Origin of the sequence: Escherichia sp. MOD1-EC5950 (assembly GCF_002965345.1) — a bacterium.
GTDB lineage: Bacteria > Pseudomonadota > Gammaproteobacteria > Enterobacterales > Enterobacteriaceae > Escherichia > Escherichia marmotae.
Genome location: NZ_PTSR01000016.1, coordinates 70,677 through 90,338 on the forward strand (window position 1 = coordinate 70,677; position 19,662 = coordinate 90,338).

The window sequence follows — 19,662 nt, forward strand, 5'->3', positions numbered from 1 at the left end:
GGCTTCCAGCACTGGAAGCCATTTTGCTATGTGTGCCTGGTATTAAGTGGATCTTCAGGAGCAGAAAATTAATTGCGGATTTCTTAAATACTCAATGCACCACTGACAGGCTTTGCCCATACCATCGGAACGAGCGGCAAGAAATAACTTGGTGGCGTGTTTATGTTCGCGCATCGGCTTTTTCAGTAATTTACCGCTATTTAATAACGGCAATGCCAGATGATGTGGAATATAACCAATACCGACGTTTTGTTCTATTAAGGCGATTGCCGTAGTGAAGTCAGGAACAAAAATGGGTTTTTGTCCTTCCAGTAGCCAGGCTTGCATCGGGGGGAAATTAACGGAGGTATCGCGGATACAAACCGCCGGATAATGACGCAATTCACTGTTTTCTAATGGATGCCGCTTCGCTGCCAGTGGGTGGAGTGGGCTGACGACAAAATCCCATTCCATTTGTCCGACCGGTTCGCTAATGATGCCTTCACTGCTTGGCACTGCATGAGGAGCACCGTAGACCAGATCGGCACGCTTACTGTACAGCGCATCCCAGCAGCCGTTGTATACCTCAAGATCTACCGTCAGTGTTGTTGATGTGAATTGCCGTTCAAAATCTCGAATGAATGCCACCAGCAAATCACCAGGAATAATATTGTTCACCGCAATTGTCAGTTCACGTTCAATACCATCGTGAATCAGCACTGTGTTGCGCTTTAATGCTTCCAGGTCGCCCAGAATAGTTTTGCTATGTTCGATGAAGTAACTCCCGGCCGGAGATAATTCAATATAGCGTCCCTTACGAATGAACAGTTCAACGCCCAGACTCTCTTCCGCTTTCTTAATGGTGTAGCTGATGGCGGAAGGAACTTTATTTAACTGCTCGGCTGCGGTGGTAATGCTCTGGTGTCTGGCGACCAGATGAATAACACGAAGCGTTTCATCTGAGATGAACATAAGGCTCCCTGGTCAGTGGTAAAGTGGCTGAATCACTCCAGATTCAGCCGTAATCATTGCTTGAGTATACCCAGGAATTAGCGGTGTTGACTTACCCGACTGAGAATCGCATACGCGATGCATGCCACCAGAATAGAGTCCACCGAAGGGATCGTCGTCAGGGTGAATAAGCCTTTTACCGTCATAAAGCCAACCGCAGCGCCTATGATCCAGGCTGCGAATGTCAGCACTTTAATCTGTGACTCCTGGGCTAATACTGACTCTTGATAGCCATTACGGCGATAAAGGAAAAAGTCAGCGATATAAATTCCGGCAACGGGTGGCGTGGCGATACCGAGGAACAGCAGAAACGGAATAAACCACGCCATAATATCCAGACTGCCTACGATGGCGGAAAGGATACCCAGCGCCACGGTAATCTGCCATTTTGGAAAGCGGGTAAGCAGCGTGGAAACCACCAGCGTGCCCTGGAACATATTGCCCGCGTTACCGGTGACGCAGGCGAAAATCAATAACAGCGCCGCGGGCAGAACCGCACCGAATACCGCCATTGCACCCAGTAAAGATCCCTGACCGCTAATGGCGCTCGGCGTTGCACCCGCCCAGTAGAGCAGAGGGTAGGCAACCAGAAACGTCACGCCTGCGGCAATCAGCGCATGTTTGCGGTTATGCACAAAGCTACCGAAATCAGGCAGTGTGGCAACCAGTACAATAATCGTACCAACAACGGTGGAAACGGCGACACCCGTATTCATCTCCACTATCGCTGCTGGTGCTGCTACTTCGGTATGGGTTGCCACATAGAGGATGTAACACAGCACCAGCGCGATAACCGGCACGGCAATCTGGGCAATTTTTCCCAGAACGGCAAAACCAAATGCCGTAGAGGCGACAAAAATGACACAACCAAGCGCCACTAACAGTGCCAGTGGAACTTCCAGCCCATGCTGGGCCAGTAAGTCATGTACCGAATGACCAAACATATTGGCGGTAACGGCAATCCAGCCGAACAGACTTATCGCCATCAAAATGTTAATGGCAATGGCCCCTTTTTCGCCAAACGAATATTTCACAATGCCATACGTTGGCAGGCGGGCTTTTTCTCCAACGCTAATGGTGATGGTAGAAAGTAAGGTCAGAATGACGCCGCCTAACAATACGACGCTAATTAAACTGCCGCTGGAAAGTTGATTGCCGAGGCTTGAGGATGACAACAGCACAGGTGTGACGGCAATACCCAGCAAAATCATGGCAATACGCAATCCTGATGCCGTATTCAGATTCTCTTCTTTTTTACGCATAGTATGTTCCCTTTATAAATGCGCGTTACACAGTATGAAAATGCCCGGTGTATTTGCGCCAGCTACCCAGTTCTGTAATTTCCCGTTGGCCTTCGGTCAGCCAGTTTTCTGCCAGTACGCCCAGCACTTCGCTACCATCGGCAAGTTTGATTTTGCCAATTGCCAGTCCGGCAGGTTCGCTCATTAATAGAGCGGCAAAACTGGCCAGTGGCAGTTGCCAAATTTCTACGTCGACGTGTGTTCCCCCTTCATTCACGCGAATCATTCCCGGATGGCGATCGTCAATACTCCACAACCGGTAATGGGCGTCAGTTCGGTCTTCACGGACAAAAATGCCGCCCGCTTTTTGCATATTTGGGTTGAGTTCCAGGCCGCGCATCAGCGTTCCGTTAACGGCTAAAAGTGTTGTAGTCATTGAGTTCTCCAGAGAATTAAAGGGTTATCCATGTGCCGCTCTGATGCGAAAGGGCTGCTTTTATGGTTTGCGGTGAAGTAATCAGGCCGCTGGCCTGTTTGCCTTGTTGCAGGCTGGTATTGATGAAATCAACAATGGCTTCCACTTTTGGTTGCATACTGCCGATACCAAATTGACCTTCCCGCAACAGCGTTTGTGCTTCGGCAACGCTGATAGCATCGAGCCACTGTTGTTGTGGTGTACCAAAGTTAATCGCCACTTTTTCTACACCGGTGGGGATCACCAGTAGATCCGCGGCCAACTGACTGGCGAGCAGCGCGGAGGCCAGATCTTTATCGATCACAGCTTCCACACCTTTCAGTTGTTGCCCGTCTCGCACCACCGGAATACCACCACCGCCGCAGGCAATGACTAGATATCCCTGGCGCACCAGATGAGCGATGGTGCCATGTTCAATAATTTCCAGTGGCGCAGGAGAGGGAACCGTACGCCGCCATCCGCGCCCGGCATCCTCCATCAGAGTCCAGCCGAGTTGTTGTTGGCGTTGTTGAGCCGTTACTTCATCGAGAAATGCGCCAATCGGTTTACTGGGGCTGGTGAAAGCATCGTCATGTGGGTTGACTCGCGTTTGTGTCACCAGCGCAATTACCGGTTTGTTTATGCCACGGCGAGCCAGTTCGTTATGCAGTGCCTTCTGGAACATGTAGCCAATAGCACCTTGTGTATCACCCACGGCGTAATCAAGCGGAACCGGAGAAACTTCGTTACTGGCAAGTTCTGAGCGGTGCAGAATAAAGCCCACCTGCGGCCCATTACCGTGGGTTAGCACCAGATCCCATCCGGCTTCAACCATATCAACGATATGCTGCACGCTTTCCATCACTGCAACATATTGATCGGGGATACTATTGTGCTGATCGTCTTGGATGAGCGCATTGCCGCCAACCGCGACAACAGCCAGAGGCTTAACCATGATGATTCTCCTTTGCGACGATCTCAGCCAGTGCACGTACAGCGGCGACAAAACAGGCCATTGGCGCAGTGGTGATCCCGGCACCAATTTGCCCGACCCCCGCTTGTTTGTGGGCGATACCCGTATTGATGACCGGTAAAATGCCGCGGTCGGTCACTTTACGCGCATCAATCCCTGCTGCGGTGGGGGCAAAATTGAGAGCCGGAAGTGTAAATGCGGGATTGCCGCCGAGGGTGATTGCCTGCATCCGGCGGCTGTTATTGGTGGCATCGGCAGGGGGGCCTCCCACAAATTTGACGATCGCCGGAGATGACGCCATCGCGAAGCCACCCACACCTGCGGTTTCGGTAATTGCGCTATCGCCCAGGTCAGCAGCGGCGTCGTCAACGCCAAATCCGGGGAAGAACAGACCTTCAACTGCATTGGCGGGAGCCTGGAACCAGCGATCGCCAGTACCGGAAAGCCGAATACCAAAATTCACCCCGTTACGCGCCATTACCGTAACCATTGAACTGAACGGTACATTGGCGGCGGCATCCATCATCGCTTTGCAGGCAGCCATCGACAGATTAAGGAAGAAGTGATCGTTACTGGTGATAAATGCCACGGCGCGCTGGATATGTTCTTGTGGAAGAGAGCTGGCCAGCAATGCCGGAAGAAGACGCTTAATCAGCAAACCGGTAGCAGCGGCATTGCGATTATGAACTTCATCCCCCATATGCAGCGCCTGCGCCATTAATGGCTTGAGTTCCAGCTCGCCGTGTTGTGCGATTGCTGCTTTCATTGCCGGAGCCAGCTCATCGCGCATCCAGGCCAGACGATTGAGAACTTCGTCGTTATTGGCACCAAAACGGAGAACCTTACCCAGACCTTCATTGAAATTGCTAAAAGTACGGTGGCCGTTGGTTTTGTTTTCTACCACCCATAACGGCATTGACGGGCTGATGATGCCTGCCATTGGGCCAACCGCGTGATAATGATGACAAGGGGCAAGGTCGATATCGCCTGCGGTTATCTGGTTTTCTGCATCTTGCTGGTTGGTGGCCCAACCTTCGTACAGCATGGCACCAATAATCGCTCCTTTTACCGGACCACACATCTCTTCCCAGGCAATCGGCGGACCAGAGTGCAAAATACGTTTTTGTTCAGCCATTGCTGGAATGGCCTCTTTAGCGAGCATGACATCCACCAGCACAGGTTGTGCTTCGAGATAACGTGTCATGGCGATTTGGTTGGCATTTTCTACCAGTGGATGACGTAGCAACGATGCCAGATCCAATCCAGCGTCAATATCGCCTTGTGCTGGTGGCTGCCAGTTGAGGGCAATTGCGCTTCCCCCGGCGTGTTGAATATTGTCAGCAAAACTGTGTAGTCCCGCGTTCACGACCTTCAAAGGCTGATTAAATAAGGTGTTCATGCGTTTAGCCCCTTTTTCTGCAACTGAGTCTGCGCAACGGTGCTGGCCCATAGCGCCGCCTGTGCATTACTGCCGGCGATGATGACGCCTGCGTTTTGCAGCGCACTTATCTGTTGGCTGCGTACTTGTGGATCAGCTTCTGTTCCGCAAACGTGCGCAATCAGCAACGGTGCGTTATTCATGTTGATGTGTGAAAGTTGCTCCAGTAATTCGCTGGCAGGCATAGCGGAAGCGCCATAACCAAGTACCAGGTCGAATAACACGACGGCAGTGTGTGAGTCGTTGAGTTCGTTGAGCAGACGTTGATTGCGCAGAGTCGGGTCGATCATTGGATGCGGTTTGCCACGGGTGAAATCATCGTCGCCCATATCGATCAGCGTGTGTTCTTCGCTTTGCCAGATATTTGCCAGTGTGCGATTACCCGCAACTGGCGTATTGGAGGCTGCGCTGAATCCCTTTTGTTGGCAGATAAGTTGCGCTTCGTAACAGAAGGTTCCTCCGGCGAAAACTCCGCGTATCGCCTGGCGATGGGCTGACAGATGTTGGCTGGCGTGTTCTAACATTGCGAGGTCGGCAGAGGAAACCTCTGTCTCAACAGCCGGAAGAGGCTGAGCATTTAGCAACGCCACGGCGATATCCGCAGCGCTGGCCAGCGTGGTGGCAGCGGTGATATTGGGGCGTGCCAGATCGTGCGGATTTGCACCGAGGAAATTCACTACCACGGGTTTTCCACAAGCCTCGGCACGCTCCAGAATATTTTGGGCAACGATGGGTGACGGCGGTTTTGAAATCAGCACAATCACGCGCGTTTCATCATCTTGCGCCAGTGCATCTAAAGCAAAGAGCATCGATATTCCACCAATCTCTTCATGGAGATCATGCCCACCTGTTCCCAGAGCCTGAGAAATGCCTGCTCCGAGCCGGTCGATTCGGCAAGTCACTTCCTGTAACCCGGTGCCGGATGCACCGATAACACCAATTGCTCCGCGTTTCACCACATTGGCGAAGCCTAACGGAATTCCGTTAACAATGGCGGTTCCACAGTCCGGCCCCATTACGATGCGCTGACGTTCCCGGGCTAGAGTTTTGATGGATTTTTCCTGCTCGATACTGACGTTATCGCTGAACATCATCACGTTCATTCCGAGGTTTAACGCTTTAATCGCTTCGGCGGCGGCGTAGTCTCCCGGTACAGAAATGAGTGCCAGGTTGGCTTCGGGTTCGGCTTCCAGTGCCATTTCCAGACTGACCTTTTCCGGTGTTTTAATGCCACTATCCGTTTCATCATCAGGCTTGCTGGTCAGACGTTGTTGGGCCAGCACCAGTGCTTCATTGCAAATCTCTTCTTCACCCATAACCGCGATCACTAAATCATTGGGGCTGGCGTTGATTTCGTCGCCCAGACCCGCATCGCGCAATTGTTCGAGATTATTGGGCGTTCCCATGACGACCGAGGCCTGTTGAATACCGGGCAACTTGCTGATTTGCGCGGAAATCTGCATCAGAGACACTGAGTCCTGATAAAGATTGCTGAAAACTTTATATTTAACTTTCATGCTGTTATGCCTGTTTCATTCCGCCCGATAGCAAAATTCGGGCAAAGCATCCCCGTGTAGCGCCATAAACGGGCTACGGGAGAAAAGGTTGAAATCAATTCATGGTGTTCAGGGTTCGAAAGCCATGCAGCATTCCTGCAAGGCAGTCCACTCCTGACGTTGCGCCAAATTGCATGACCCGTTCAGCACAAGATGCGATGGTCATTGCCGATGCGCCCCCAACCAGTTGTGCGAGTAACTGGCAAATCGGTTCTGAAAAATGTCCCTGAAGTGCACGCTCCAGATAATGACGACTAATATCCGTGGTGTTGTGTGCATGTTGGTTAATTGCCTGCTGCAACCGGTATTGATGATCGGCAAGTGGTGCAGGTAGTTGCCATAACCAGAGCGCCGCCAGATAGCCCAGCAAATAGTCATCACCATCGGGCGTTAAGCCTTTGCCAAAGCCGATCAGTTGTGGCACCTGGCGTTCCAGCGCATCTGGATGTTCCATAATCTCTAATCCCTCGTGCATGAGGCTATCCGGCAGGTGCAATGTGCTTTGAACGTTATGCTCCAGACAAAATAAAAGCCGTTGCGATGCCATTGTTGGGTAGTGCTGTAAAACCAAAGGGAACGCCTCAAGTGTCAACATTCCCCCCACAAATGGCGGCTGCCAGAGTGTTGTGTTATGAAGCACCACGTAAAAGCGAGGTGTTTGTAGCAAGCCAGGGGTTAACTGAACAGGATCTGAACGGGCGATCTCTCTTCGCCAGTCCCAACGCTCAGGCAGGATGACTCTGGCGGCATCAGGGAGATTCAGATACGTTTGCGCACACAGCAGGGTGATGAATGTTCCCGCTTCTGAAGACAGATTTACCGCATGCTTAAAAGCACTATGCAGACGTAAATTTTGCGTTTCATTCCGCGGAAAAAGATACCCCAACGACGATGCGCAAAGCGTAACCTGTACCATCGGTGTTAGCCTTCCAGACCTGCAATAATGGCTTTGGAATCAGTCACCCAACCGAAAATGGCACCTTGTGCTTTGATCATTTCCAGGGCGTATTTCTGGAATTCCGGGAAATAGGAGCCAACACAATCTTCCGGGATGATGCATTCATAGCCACGGTCATTTGCTTCGCGCACGGTGGTGGTTACGCAAACTTCGGTAGTCACACCACAAACAATCAGCGTCTTGATACCGTGGTTTTGCAAAATCAGATGTAAGTCGGTTTGATAAAAAGCGCCTTTGCCAGGTTTATCAATCACCGGTTCGCCTGCTACCGGGTACAGTTCAGGAATGATGTCATGACCTGCTTCACCTCTGACCAGAATGCGTCCCATCGGTCCTGGTTCACCAATAAAGGTTTTACCACCGCGTGTCAGTTTGGCTGGTGGGCAGTCGCTTAAGTCAGCGCGATGGCCTTCACGGGTATGAATAACCATAATTCCTTTTTGACGTGCGGCTGCCAGCACCTCTGTACATGGCGCGATAGCCGTGCGAACCAGCGAAACATCATTACCCAATGCCTCACCGAAGCCTCCTGCCTCGACAAAGTCACGCTGCATGTCGATCATGACCAGTGCAGTCGTACACGGATCAAAAGGTAATTCAAAGGGTTGGGCCTGAAAAATGGATTGCGTCATGGTAAATCTCCTGTCTGATGTTTAAACGATCCGGTTGTTCTGAGAGCGAGTATTCAGGAGAAAAGCGGTATAAAACAGGAAAAAAGTTTGCCGCACAGCAACGAAATTTTTGCATTCAGCAGGTGGTGTGATGACGAATGTGAAGGGGGTCAAATAGTGGCATACAGCAACAAATTTTTTGATGCTGTATGTTTTTGAGATTAAAAAAATCGTTGAAATTGTGTGAGCTTAATCATCAGATTTAGCGGCAATGGCGTTACTTTTTAACACCATACTGCGTAAACCATTCCAGCATTCGCTGCCAGCCGTCTTGCGCAGACTCGGCATGATAGCTCGGGCGATAATCGGCGTTGAATGCATGTCCGGCATCCGGGTAAACGATAATCTCCGCTTTCGCGTTCGCTGCCCGCAGCGCCTGGCGCATGGTTTCAACGCTCTCCTGCGGAATGCTGTTATCCTGACCGCCGTACAACCCGAGAACCGGGGCATTAAGGTCAGTCGCGATATCAACAGGCTGTTTCGGTGAATTTAATGTTTTGTCGCCCGTCAGTTTGCCATACCACGCCACCGCCGCTTTCAGTTGCGGGTTATGTGCGGCATACAGCCAGGCGATTCGCCCACCCCAGCAAAATCCAGTGATCATTAAGCGATGCACATCACCGCCATTGCGTGACGCCCAACTGGCGACGTGATCGAGATCGGCAAGCACCTGTGAGTCAGGTACTTTTTCTACCAGACCACTTAACAGCGTCGGGATGTCGGTGAAATCATTCGGATCGCCTTCGCGGAAGTAAAGTTCTGGTGCGATAGCCAGATACCCCTCCAGCGCCAGACGGCGACAAATGTCGCGGATATGTTCATGCACACCAAAAATTTCCTGCACTACAATGACCACAGGTAGTGGGCCATCGCTCTGCTTTGGACGAGCATGATAAGCAGGCATGTTATCCCCTTGTGAAGGGATAGAGGTGAACCCTGCCACAATCGTATCGTCCGGGGTATGAACAATTGTTGAGGCGAGGGGTGATGCAGCAGGTGCAAATCCGGATTGTTGTGTTGTTGTCATGGGATTCTCCGTACCCTTATGAAAATTTTGCGCAATGTTAACTATAGTCAGCATGCAACAATTCACATTGCCTCAAATGGCTCATCTTTTAAGCAGCCTTACTGACTTAAGAGCAAATTATGTGATTTAAGTCACTTTTGATGAGTAAATGTATGCAACACATTTGCATCATAGTGATGATTATCACGAAAAAATGTTAATCCCTTCGGTAAAGTATCTTTTTGCTTCTTCTGACTAAACCGATTCACAGAGGAGTTGTATATGTCCAAGTCTGATGTTTTTCATCTCGGCCTCACTAAAAACGATTTACAAGGGGCTACGCTAGCCATCGTTCCTGGCGACCCGGATCGTGTGGAAAAGATCGCCGCGCTAATGGATAAGCCGGTTAAACTGGCATCTCACCGCGAATTCACCACCTGGCGTGCAGAGCTGGATGGTAAACCTGTTATCGTTTGTTCTACCGGTATCGGTGGTCCGTCGACTTCTATTGCCGTTGAAGAACTGGCACAGCTTGGCATTCGCACTTTCCTGCGTATCGGTACGACTGGCGCTATTCAGCCGCATATTAATGTTGGTGATGTACTGGTTACTACGGCGTCTGTTCGTCTGGATGGCGCGAGCCTGCATTTCGCACCGCTGGAATTCCCGGCAGTGGCTGATTTCGAATGTACTACCGCGCTGGTTGAAGCAGCGAAGTCTATTGGTGCAACCACTCACGTGGGTGTGACTGCCTCTTCTGACACTTTCTACCCGGGCCAGGAACGTTACGACACTTATTCTGGCCGTGTAGTCCGTCACTTTAAAGGCTCTATGGAAGAGTGGCAGGCGATGGGCGTAATGAATTATGAGATGGAATCTGCAACTCTGCTGACCATGTGTGCAAGCCAGGGCCTGCGTGCCGGTATGGTAGCTGGCGTTATTGTTAACCGCACCCAGCAAGAGATCCCGAATGCTGAGACGATGAAACAAACCGAAAGCCATGCGGTGAAAATCGTGGTGGAAGCGGCGCGTCGTCTGCTGTAATTCTCTTCTCCTGTCTGAAGGCCGATACGTTCGGCCTTTTGTATTTTTGCGTAGCGCCTCGCAGGAAATGCCTTTCCAACTGGACGTTTGTACAGCACAATTCTATTTTGTGCGGGTAAGTTGTTGCGTCAGGAGGCTTTGTGGATTTCTCAATCATTGTTTATGCCATTATTGCACTGGTCAGTGTGGCCATCGGCTGGCTGTTTGCCAGTTATCAACATGCACAGCAAAAAGCCGAGCAACTAGCCGAACGTGAAGAGATGGTTGCGGAGTTAAGTGCGGCAAAACAACAAATTACCCAAAGTGAGCACTGGCGTGAAGAGTGTGAACTACTCAATAACGAAGTGCGCAGCCTGCAAAGTATTAACGCCTCGCTGGAGGCCGATCTGCGTGAAGTGACCACGCGGATGGAAGCCGCACAGCAACATGCTGACGATAAAATTCGCCAGATGATCAACAGCGAACAGCGTTTAAGCGAGCAGTTTGAAAACCTCGCTAACCGTATTTTTGAACACAGCAATCGCCGGGTTGATGAACAAAATCGCCAGAGTCTGAACAGCCTTTTGTCGCCGCTGCGTGAACAACTGGATGGTTTTCGCCGTCAGGTTCAGGACAGTTTTGGTAAAGAAGCACAAGAACGCCATACCCTGACCCACGAAATTCGCAATCTCCAACAACTCAACGCCCAAATGGCCCAGGAAGCAATCAACCTGACACGGGCGCTAAAAGGCGACAATAAAACCCAGGGTAACTGGGGCGAAGTGGTATTAACGCGAGTACTGGAGGCTTCCGGGTTGCGTGAGGGGTATGAATATGAAACCCAGGTCAGCATCGAAAATGACGCCCGCTCGCGGATGCAACCAGATGTCATCGTGCGCTTACCACAGGGGAAAGATGTGGTTATCGACGCCAAAATGACGCTGGTCGCGTATGAACGCTACTTCAATGCGGAAGACGACTACACCCGCGAAAGCGCATTGCAGGAACATATCGCGTCGGTGCGTAACCATATCCGCTTGTTGGGGCGTAAAGATTATCAGCAGCTTCCGGGGCTAAGAACCCTGGATTACGTGCTGATGTTTATCCCCGTCGAACCGGCATTCTTACTGGCGCTGGACAGGCAGCCGGAGCTAATCACCGAAGCGTTGAAAAACAATATTATGCTGGTTAGCCCCACCACGCTGCTGGTGGCGTTGCGTACTATCGCCAACCTGTGGCGTTATGAGCATCAAAGCCGTAACGCTCAGCAAATCGCTGATCGTGCCAGCAAGCTGTACGACAAAATGCGCCTGTTTGTTGATGATATGTCTGCGATTGGTCAAAGTCTGGATAAAGCGCAGGATAACTATCGCCAGGCGATGAAAAAACTTTCTTCAGGTCGCGGAAATGTGCTGGCGCAGGCAGAAGCGTTTCGTGGTTTAGGGGTAGAAATTAAACGCGAGATTAATCCGGATTTGGCCGATCAGGCGGTAAGCCAGGACGAAGAGTACCGATTGCGGTCGGTTCCGGAGCAGCCGAATGGTGAAGCTTATCAACGTGATGATGAATATAATCAGCAATCGCGTTAGCCCATTAGGGGTAGCTAAGCCGGGTAGAAATCTAGGGCAACGACGCCCAATCTGTTACACTTCTGGAACAATTTTTTGATGAGCAGGCATTGAGATGGTGGATAAGTCACAAGAAACGACGCACTTTGGTTTTCAGACCGTCGCGAAGGAACAAAAAGCGGACATGGTCGCCCACGTTTTCCATTCCGTGGCATCGAAATACGATGTCATGAACGATTTGATGTCCTTTGGTATTCATCGTTTGTGGAAGCGATTCACGATCGATTGTAGCGGCGTACGCCGTGGGCAGACCGTGCTGGATCTGGCTGGCGGCACTGGCGATCTGACGGCGAAATTCTCCCGCCTGGTCGGTGAAACTGGCAAAGTGGTCCTCGCTGATATCAATGAATCCATGCTCAAAATGGGGCGCGAGAAGCTGCGTAATATCGGCGTGATTGGCAACGTTGAGTATGTTCAGGCAAATGCCGAGGCTCTACCGTTCCCGGATAACACCTTTGATTGCATCACCATTTCGTTTGGTCTGCGTAACGTCACTGACAAAGATAAAGCGCTGCGTTCGATGTATCGCGTGCTGAAACCCGGCGGTCGTCTGCTGGTGCTTGAGTTCTCGAAGCCGATTATCGAGCCGCTAAGCAAAGCTTATGACGCTTACTCCTTCCATGTGTTGCCGCGTATTGGCTCGCTGGTGGCGAATGACGCCGACAGCTACCGTTATCTGGCAGAATCCATCCGTATGCATCCCGATCAGGATACCCTGAAAGCCATGATGCAAGATGCCGGATTCGAAAGTGTCGATTATTACAACCTGACGGCTGGCGTTGTGGCGCTGCACCGTGGTTATAAGTTCTGACAGGAGTACGACTATGCCTTTTAAACCTTTAGTGACGGCAGGAATAGAAAGTCTGCTCAACACCTTCCTGTATCGCTCACCCGCGCTGAAAACTGCCCGCTCGCGTCTGTTGGGCAAAGTATTGCGCATAGAGGTAAAAGGCTTTTCGACCTCGCTGATTTTGGTATTTAGCGAACGTCAGGTCGATGTTCTGGGAGAATGGGCGGGTGATGCTGATTGTACCGTCATTGCTTATGCCAGCGTGTTACCGAAACTCCGCGATCGCCAGCAGCTTGCCGCGTTAATCCGCAGCGGCGAGCTGGAAGTGCAGGGCGATATTCAGGTAGTACAGAACTTCGTTGCACTGGCAGATCTCGCGGAGTTTGACCCAGCGGAGCTGCTGGCTCCTTATACTGGTGATATCGCTGCCGAAGGCATCAGCAAAGCCCTGCGTGGTGGCGCGAAGTTCCTGCATCACGGTATTAAACGCCAGCAACGTTATGTGGCTGAAGCAATTACCGAAGAGTGGCGTATGGCGCCAGGTCCGCTTGAAGTGGCCTGGTTTGCGGAAGAGACAGCCGCCGTTGAACGTGCCGTTGATGCGCTAACCAAACGGCTGGAAAAACTGGAGGCAGTTTAATGACGCCAGGTGAAGTACGGCGCCTGTATTTCATCATTCGCACTTTTTTAAGCTACGGACTTGATGAACTGATTCCTAAAATGCGTATCACTTTGCCGCTGCGGTTATGGCGATACTCATTGTTCTGGATGCCGAATCGGCATAAAGATAAACCATTAGGCGAGCGGCTACGACTGGCGCTGCAAGAACTGGGTCCTGTATGGATCAAGTTTGGGCAGATGTTATCGACCCGCCGCGATCTTTTCCCGCCGAATATTGCCGACCAACTGGCGTTATTGCAGGACAAAGTCGCACCGTTTGATGGCAAACTGGCGAAAGCACAAATTGAAGCGGCGATGGGCGGCTTGCCGGTGGAAGCGTGGTTTGATGATTTTGACATTACGCCCCTGGCATCGGCTTCCGTTGCGCAGGTACATACTGCGCGGCTGAAATCGAATGGCAAAGAGGTGGTGATTAAAGTTATCCGCCCGGATATTTTGCCGGTTATTAAAGCGGATCTGAAACTTATTTATCGTCTCGCCCGCTGGGTGCCGCGCTTACTGCCGGATGGACGTCGTCTGCGCCCAACTGAAGTGGTTCGCGAGTACGAGAAAACGTTGATCGACGAACTGAATTTGTTGCGGGAGTCCGCTAACGCAATCCAGTTGCGGCGCAATTTTGAAAACAGCCCGATGCTCTACATTCCGGAAGTTTACCCTGACTATTGCAGCGAAGGGATGATGGTGATGGAGCGCATCTACGGCATTCCGGTTTCTGATGTCGCGGCGCTGGAGAAAAACGGCACCAACATGAAATTGCTGGCGGAACGCGGCGTGCAGGTGTTTTTTACTCAGGTCTTCCGTGACAGTTTTTTCCATGCCGACATGCACCCAGGCAACATCTTCGTAAGCTTCGAACACCCGGAAAACCCGAAGTATATCGGTATTGATTGCGGGATTGTTGGCTCGCTAAACAAAGAAGATAAACGCTATCTGGCGGAAAACTTTATCGCCTTCTTTAACCGTGACTATCGCAAAGTGGCGGAGTTGCACGTTGATTCAGGCTGGGTGCCGCCAGATACCAACGTGGAAGATTTTGAATTTGCCATTCGTACCGTGTGCGAGCCTATCTTTGAAAAACCGCTGGCGGAAATTTCGTTTGGACATGTGCTGTTAAATCTGTTTAATACGGCGCGTCGATTCAACATGGAAGTGCAGCCGCAACTGGTGTTACTTCAGAAAACGTTGCTCTATATCGAAGGCGTTGGACGGCAACTTTATCCACAGCTCGATTTATGGAAAACTGCAAAACCCTTCCTTGAATCGTGGATTAAAGATCAGGTTGGTATTCCTGCGCTGGTGAGAGCCTTTAAGGAAAAAGCGCCGTTCTGGATCGAAAAAATGCCAGAACTGCCTGAATTGGTTTATGACAGTTTGCGCCAGGGCAAGTATTTACAGCACAGTGTTGATAAGATTGCGCGCGAGTTACAGTCGAATCATGTGCGTCAGGGACAATCCCGTTATTTTCTCGGAATTGGTGCGACATTAGTATTAAGTGGCACATTCTTGTTGGTCAGTCGACCTGAATTTGGGTTGATGCCCGCCTGGTTAATGGCGGGGGGGCTGAGCGCCTGGTTTGTCGGTTGGCGCAAAACACGCTGATTTTTTCATCGCTCAAGGCGGGCCGTGTAACGTATAATGCGGCCTTGTTTAATCATCATCTACCACAGAGGAACATGTATGGGTGGTATCAGTATTTGGCAGTTATTGATTATTGCCGTCATCGTTGTACTGCTTTTTGGCACCAAAAAGCTCGGCTCCATCGGTTCCGATCTTGGTGCGTCGATCAAAGGCTTTAAAAAAGCAATGAGCGATGATGAACCAAAGCAGGATAAAACCAGTCAGGATGCTGATTTTACTGCGAAAACTATCGTCGATAAGCAGGCGGATACGAACCAGGAACAGGCTAAAACAGAAGACGCGAAGCGCCACGATAAAGAGCAGGTGTAATCCGTGTTTGATATCGGTTTTAGCGAACTGCTATTGGTATTCATCATCGGCCTCGTCGTTCTGGGGCCGCAACGACTGCCTGTGGCGGTAAAAACGGTAGCGGGCTGGATTCGTGCGTTGCGTTCACTGGCGACAACGGTGCAGAACGAACTGACCCAGGAGTTAAAACTCCAGGAGTTTCAGGACAGCCTGAAAAAGGTTGAAAAGGCGAGTCTCACTAACCTGACACCCGAACTGAAAGCGTCGATGGATGAACTGCGCCAGGCCGCGGAGTCGATGAAACGTTCCTACGTCGCAAACGATCCTGAAAAGGTGAGTGATGAAGCGCACACCATCCATAACCCGGTGGTGAAAGACAATGAGGCTGCGCATGAAGGCGTCACGCCTGCCGCTGCGGAAACTCAGGCCAGTTCGCCGGAACAGAAGCCAGAAGCCACGCCAGAGCCGGTGGTAAAACCTGCTGCGGACGCTGAACCGAAAACCGCTGCATCTTCCCCTTCATCGAGTGATAAACCGTAAACATGTCTGTAGAAGATACTCAACCGCTTATCACGCATCTGATTGAGCTGCGTAAGCGTCTGCTGAACTGCATTATCGCGGTGATCGTGATATTTCTGTGCCTGGTCTATTTCGCCAATGATATCTATCACCTGGTATCCGCGCCGTTGATCAAGCAGTTGCCGCAAGGTTCAACGATGATCGCCACCGACGTGGCCTCGCCGTTCTTTACGCCGATCAAGTTGACCTTTATGGTGTCGCTGATTCTGTCAGCGCCGGTGATTCTCTATCAGGTGTGGGCGTTTATCGCTCCCGCGCTGTATAAGCACGAACGTCGTCTGGTGGTGCCGTTGCTGGTTTCCAGCTCTCTGCTGTTTTATATCGGTATGGCGTTTGCCTATTTTGTGGTCTTCCCGCTGGCATTTGGCTTCCTTGCCAATACCGCGCCAGAAGGGGTACAGGTGTCCACCGACATCGCCAGCTACTTAAGCTTCGTTATGGCGTTGTTTATGGCGTTTGGCGTCTCCTTCGAAGTACCGGTGGCAATTGTGCTGCTGTGCTGGATGGGGATTACCTCTCCAGAAGACTTACGCAAAAAACGCCCGTATGTGCTGGTTGGCGCATTTGTTGTCGGGATGCTACTGACGCCGCCGGATGTCTTCTCGCAAACGCTGCTGGCGATCCCGATGTACTGCCTGTTTGAAATCGGTGTCTTCTTCTCACGCTTTTACGTTGGTAAAGGCCGAAACCGGGAAGAAGAAAACGACGCTGAAGCAGAAAGCGAAAAAACTGAAGAATAAATTCAACCGCCCGTCAGGGCGGTTGTCATATGGAGAGCAGGATGTTTGATATCGGCGTTAATTTGACCAGTTCGCAATTTGCGAAAGACCGCGATGATGTTGTGGCACGCGCTTTTGCTGCGGGTGTTGATGGGCTACTCATCACCGGTACTAACCTGCACGAAAGCCAACAGGCGCAAAAACTGGCGCGTCAGTATCTGCACTGTTGGTCAACGGCAGGCGTGCATCCTCACGACAGCAGCCAGTGGCAAGATGCAACAGAAGAAGTGCTTGTGGAGCTGGCCTCGCAGCCAGAAGTGGTGGCGATGGGTGAGTGTGGCCTCGACTTTAACCGCAACTTTTCTACGCCAGAAGAACAGGAACGTGCCTTTGTTGCCCAGTTGCGTATTGCCGCAGAATTAAACATGCCGGTGTTTATGCACTGTCGCGATGCCCATGAGCGGTTTATTACATTGCTGGAGCCGTGGCTGGATAAACTACCTGGCGCGGTGTTGCACTGTTTTACTGGCACACGCGAAGAGATGCAGGCATGTGTGGCGCGAGGCATTTATATTGGCATTACTGGTTGGGTTTGCGATGAACGACGCGGACTGGAACTGCGAGAACTGTTGCCGTTGATTCCGGCAGATAAACTACTGATTGAAACTGATGCACCGTATTTGCTCCCGCGCGATCTCACGCCGAAGCCATCCTCCCGGCGCAACGAGCCAGCCTGTTTGCCCCATATTTTGCAACGTATTGCGCACTGGCGTGGGGAAGATGCCGCATGGCTGGCTGCCACCACGGATGCCAATGTCAAAAAGTTATTTGGGATTGCGTTCTAGAGTTTGCGGAACTCGGTGTTCTTCACACTGTGCTTAATCTCTTTATTGATAAGATTAAGCAAGAGCATAGAGCGTGCCTCACCGTCGGGTTCGGTGAAAATGGCCTGAAAACCTTCGAAAGCACCTTCGGTAATAATCACCTTATCACCTGGATATGGCGTTGCCGGATCGACAATGTCTTTCGGTTTATACACCGATAACTGATGAATCACCGCCGATGGGACTATCGCTGGCGATGCGCCAAAACGGACAAAGTGGCTGACACCCCGAGTGGCGTTGATGGTGGTGGTATGAATCACTTCTGGATCAAATTCCACAAACAGGTAGTTGGGGAACAATGGCTCACTGACTGCAGTACGTTTGCCTCGTACGATTTTTTCCAGGGTGATCATCGGCGCCAGGCAATTAACCGCCTGTCTTTCGAGGTGTTCCTGGGCACGTTGGAGTTGCCCGCGCTTGCAGTACAGTAAATACCAGGATTGCATAATGACTCTTATCCGTTTAATCGGGGCGCAAGAATAGCAAAAGCGATGCGTTAAGTTAATTATATTCCCGGGTTTGCGTTATACCGCCTGAGTTCACGCTAATTTAACAAATTTACAGCATCGTAAAGATGAACGCCGTATAATGTGCGCAGATTAAGAGGCTACAATGGACGCCATGAAATATAACGATTTACGCGACTTCCTGACCTTGCTTGAACAGCAGGGTGAGCTAAAACGTATCACGCTCCCGGTGGATCCGCATCTGGAAATGACTGAAATAGCCGACCGCACATTGCGTGCCGGTGGACCTGCGCTGTTGTTTGAAAATCCTAAAGGTTATTCAATGCCGGTGCTGTGCAACCTGTTTGGTACGCCGAAACGTGTCGCTATGGGTATGGGGCAAGAGGATGTTTCGGCGTTGCGGGAAGTCGGTAAATTATTAGCGTTTCTGAAAGAACCGGAGCCGCCAAAAGGCTTTCGCGATCTGTTTGATAAGCTGCCGCAGTTTAAGCAGGTGTTGAACATGCCGACGAAACGGTTACGTGGTGCGCCCTGTCAGCAAAAAATTGTTTCTGGTGATGATGTCGATCTCAACCGCATTCCCATTATGACCTGCTGGCCGGAAGATGCTGCTCCGTTGATTACCTGGGGGTTGACGGTGACGCGGGGGCCGCACAAAGAGCGGCAAAATCTTGGCATTTATCGCCAGCAGTTGATTGGTAAAAACAAGCTGATTATGCGCTGGCTGTCGCACCGCGGCGGTGCGCTGGATTATCAGGAGTGGTGCGCGGCGCATCCGGGTGAACGTTTTCCGATCTCTGTTGCTCTGGGGGCTGATCCTGCGACGATTCTCGGCGCGGTGACGCCAGTGCCGGATACGTTGTCGGAATACGCCTTTGCCGGATTGTTACGTGGCACCAAAACCGAAGTGGTGAAGTGCATTTCTAATGACCTCGAAGTACCTGCCAGTGCAGAAATCGTGCTGGAAGGGTATATCGACCCGGGTGAGATGGCTGCAGAAGGCCCATATGGTGACCACACGGGTTACTATAATGAAGTTGATAGCTTCCCTGTCTTTACCGTAACGCACATTACCCAGCGTGAAGATGCGATTTACCACTCCACCTATACCGGTCGTCCGCCAGATGAACCTGCGGTGTTGGGCGTGGCGCTGAACGAAGTGTTCGTGCCGATTCTGCAAAAACAGTTCCCGGAAATTGTTGATTTTTATCTGCCGCCGGAGGGCTGCTCTTATCGACTGGCGGTAGTGACGATCAAAAAACAGTACGCTGGACACGCAAAGCGCGTCATGATGGGCGTCTGGTCGTTCTTACGTCAGTTTATGTACACTAAATTTGTGATCGTCTGCGATGATGATGTCAACGCACGCGACTGGAACGATGTGATTTGGGCGATTACTACCCGCATGGACCCGGCGCGGGATACGGTGCTGGTTGAAAATACGCCTATTGATTATCTGGACTTTGCCTCGCCTGTTTCCGGGCTGGGTTCAAAAATGGGGCTGGATGCCACGAATAAATGGCCAGGGGAAACCCAGCGTGAGTGGGGGCGTCCTATCAAAAAAGATCCGGATGTTGTTGCGCATATTGACGCAATCTGGGATGAACTGGCCATCTTTAACAACGGTAAAAGCGCCTGATGCGCGTTTGTTTTGCCCTATTTATTGATCCGACAGAGA

20 protein-coding genes are annotated in these 19,662 nt (G+C 51.2%); 10 read left to right on the forward strand and 10 right to left on the reverse strand.

Annotated features, from left to right (window positions below; genetic code table 11):
- Positions 1–54 precede the first annotated feature (54 nt).
- From BEA93_RS15920 to BEA93_RS15960, 9 genes are all read right to left on the reverse strand, one after another.
- Entirely contained in the window at positions 55–951 is an 897-nt protein-coding gene (locus BEA93_RS15920; RefSeq protein WP_000470721.1) for a LysR substrate-binding domain-containing protein, read from the reverse strand.
- A 77-nt stretch (positions 952–1,028) separates the two neighbouring features.
- A complete protein-coding gene (locus BEA93_RS15925; RefSeq protein ID WP_001227359.1) occupies positions 1,029–2,252 on the reverse strand; it encodes a cytosine permease in 1,224 nt (407 codons plus the stop codon).
- 25 nt (positions 2,253–2,277) lie between these two features.
- Complete coding sequence (locus BEA93_RS15930; RefSeq protein ID WP_001517374.1) at positions 2,278–2,667, reverse strand: allophanate hydrolase-related protein; 390 nt, start codon at positions 2,665–2,667, stop codon at positions 2,278–2,280.
- Between the two features lie 16 nt (positions 2,668–2,683).
- Positions 2,684–3,640 (reverse strand): carbamate kinase, encoded by a 957-nt coding sequence (gene arcC / locus BEA93_RS15935; protein WP_105224762.1) that lies wholly within the window; start codon positions 3,638–3,640, stop codon positions 2,684–2,686.
- Positions 3,633–5,057 (reverse strand): DUF1116 domain-containing protein, encoded by a 1,425-nt coding sequence (locus BEA93_RS15940; protein ID WP_085449424.1) that lies wholly within the window; start codon positions 5,055–5,057, stop codon positions 3,633–3,635. The genes arcC and BEA93_RS15940 overlap by 8 nt, the downstream gene beginning before the upstream one ends.
- Complete coding sequence (fdrA, locus tag BEA93_RS15945; RefSeq protein WP_105224761.1) at positions 5,054–6,613, reverse strand: acyl-CoA synthetase FdrA; 1,560 nt, start codon at positions 6,611–6,613, stop codon at positions 5,054–5,056. Before fdrA ends, BEA93_RS15940 begins: the two co-directional genes overlap by 4 nt.
- 94 nt (positions 6,614–6,707) lie before the next feature.
- Positions 6,708–7,568 carry a DUF2877 domain-containing protein gene (locus BEA93_RS15950; protein ID WP_016249452.1) on the reverse strand — a complete coding sequence of 287 codons (861 nt, stop codon included), beginning with the start codon at positions 7,566–7,568 and terminating at the stop codon, positions 6,708–6,710.
- 5 nt (positions 7,569–7,573) lie between these two features.
- Positions 7,574–8,242, reverse strand: coding sequence for a cysteine hydrolase family protein (locus BEA93_RS15955; RefSeq protein ID WP_001517370.1), 669 nt, complete (start codon positions 8,240–8,242; stop codon positions 7,574–7,576).
- Positions 8,243–8,498: 256 nt separating this feature from the next.
- A complete protein-coding gene (locus BEA93_RS15960) occupies positions 8,499–9,308 on the reverse strand; it encodes a dienelactone hydrolase family protein (RefSeq protein WP_010377425.1) in 810 nt (269 codons plus the stop codon).
- Positions 9,309–9,569: 261 nt separating this feature from the next.
- Here BEA93_RS15960 and udp point away from each other — a divergent pair, with 261 nt between their 5' ends.
- From udp to tatD, 9 genes are all read left to right on the forward strand, one after another.
- Complete coding sequence (gene udp, locus BEA93_RS15965; protein ID WP_000045177.1) at positions 9,570–10,331, forward strand: uridine phosphorylase; 762 nt, start codon at positions 9,570–9,572, stop codon at positions 10,329–10,331.
- A 140-nt stretch (positions 10,332–10,471) separates the two neighbouring features.
- On the forward strand, positions 10,472–11,899 hold the full coding sequence (gene rmuC, locus BEA93_RS15970) for a DNA recombination protein RmuC (RefSeq protein WP_105224760.1): 1,428 nt from the start codon (positions 10,472–10,474) through the stop codon (positions 11,897–11,899).
- 94 nt (positions 11,900–11,993) lie between these two features.
- Positions 11,994–12,749, forward strand: a complete 756-nt coding sequence (ubiE, locus tag BEA93_RS15975) for a bifunctional demethylmenaquinone methyltransferase/2-methoxy-6-polyprenyl-1,4-benzoquinol methylase UbiE (RefSeq protein ID WP_000227958.1) — start codon at positions 11,994–11,996, stop codon at positions 12,747–12,749.
- Positions 12,750–12,762: 13 nt separating this feature from the next.
- Entirely contained in the window at positions 12,763–13,368 is a 606-nt protein-coding gene (gene ubiJ, locus BEA93_RS15980; protein WP_001116105.1) for a ubiquinone biosynthesis protein UbiJ, read from the forward strand.
- Positions 13,368–15,008 (forward strand): ubiquinone biosynthesis regulatory protein kinase UbiB, encoded by a 1,641-nt coding sequence (ubiB, locus tag BEA93_RS15985; RefSeq protein ID WP_000187550.1) that lies wholly within the window; start codon positions 13,368–13,370, stop codon positions 15,006–15,008. The genes ubiJ and ubiB overlap by 1 nt, the downstream gene beginning before the upstream one ends.
- A 78-nt stretch (positions 15,009–15,086) precedes the next feature.
- Complete coding sequence (gene tatA, locus BEA93_RS15990; protein WP_001517367.1) at positions 15,087–15,356, forward strand: Sec-independent protein translocase subunit TatA; 270 nt, start codon at positions 15,087–15,089, stop codon at positions 15,354–15,356.
- Positions 15,357–15,359: 3 nt separating this feature from the next.
- Positions 15,360–15,875: a Sec-independent protein translocase protein TatB gene (gene tatB, locus BEA93_RS15995; RefSeq protein ID WP_000459603.1), complete on the forward strand. Its 516-nt coding sequence runs from the start codon at positions 15,360–15,362 to the stop codon at positions 15,873–15,875.
- 2 nt (positions 15,876–15,877) lie between these two features.
- Positions 15,878–16,654 carry a Sec-independent protein translocase subunit TatC gene (tatC, locus tag BEA93_RS16000; RefSeq protein ID WP_000109943.1) on the forward strand — a complete coding sequence of 259 codons (777 nt, stop codon included), beginning with the start codon at positions 15,878–15,880 and terminating at the stop codon, positions 16,652–16,654.
- Between the two features lie 41 nt (positions 16,655–16,695).
- The gene (tatD, locus tag BEA93_RS16005; RefSeq protein WP_010377432.1) at positions 16,696–17,478 is read left to right on the forward strand and encodes a 3'-5' ssDNA/RNA exonuclease TatD; all 783 of its coding nucleotides are present in this window, start codon (positions 16,696–16,698) and stop codon (positions 17,476–17,478) included.
- Here tatD and rfaH read toward each other — a convergent pair.
- Positions 17,475–17,963, reverse strand: coding sequence for a transcription/translation regulatory transformer protein RfaH (rfaH, locus tag BEA93_RS16010; protein WP_001192396.1), 489 nt, complete (start codon positions 17,961–17,963; stop codon positions 17,475–17,477). The genes tatD and rfaH overlap by 4 nt on opposite strands.
- A gap of 166 nt (positions 17,964–18,129) precedes the next feature.
- Here rfaH and ubiD point away from each other — a divergent pair, with 166 nt between their 5' ends.
- Positions 18,130–19,623 carry a 4-hydroxy-3-polyprenylbenzoate decarboxylase gene (gene ubiD, locus BEA93_RS16015; RefSeq protein ID WP_000339824.1) on the forward strand — a complete coding sequence of 498 codons (1,494 nt, stop codon included), beginning with the start codon at positions 18,130–18,132 and terminating at the stop codon, positions 19,621–19,623.
- Positions 19,624–19,662 lie beyond the last annotated feature (39 nt).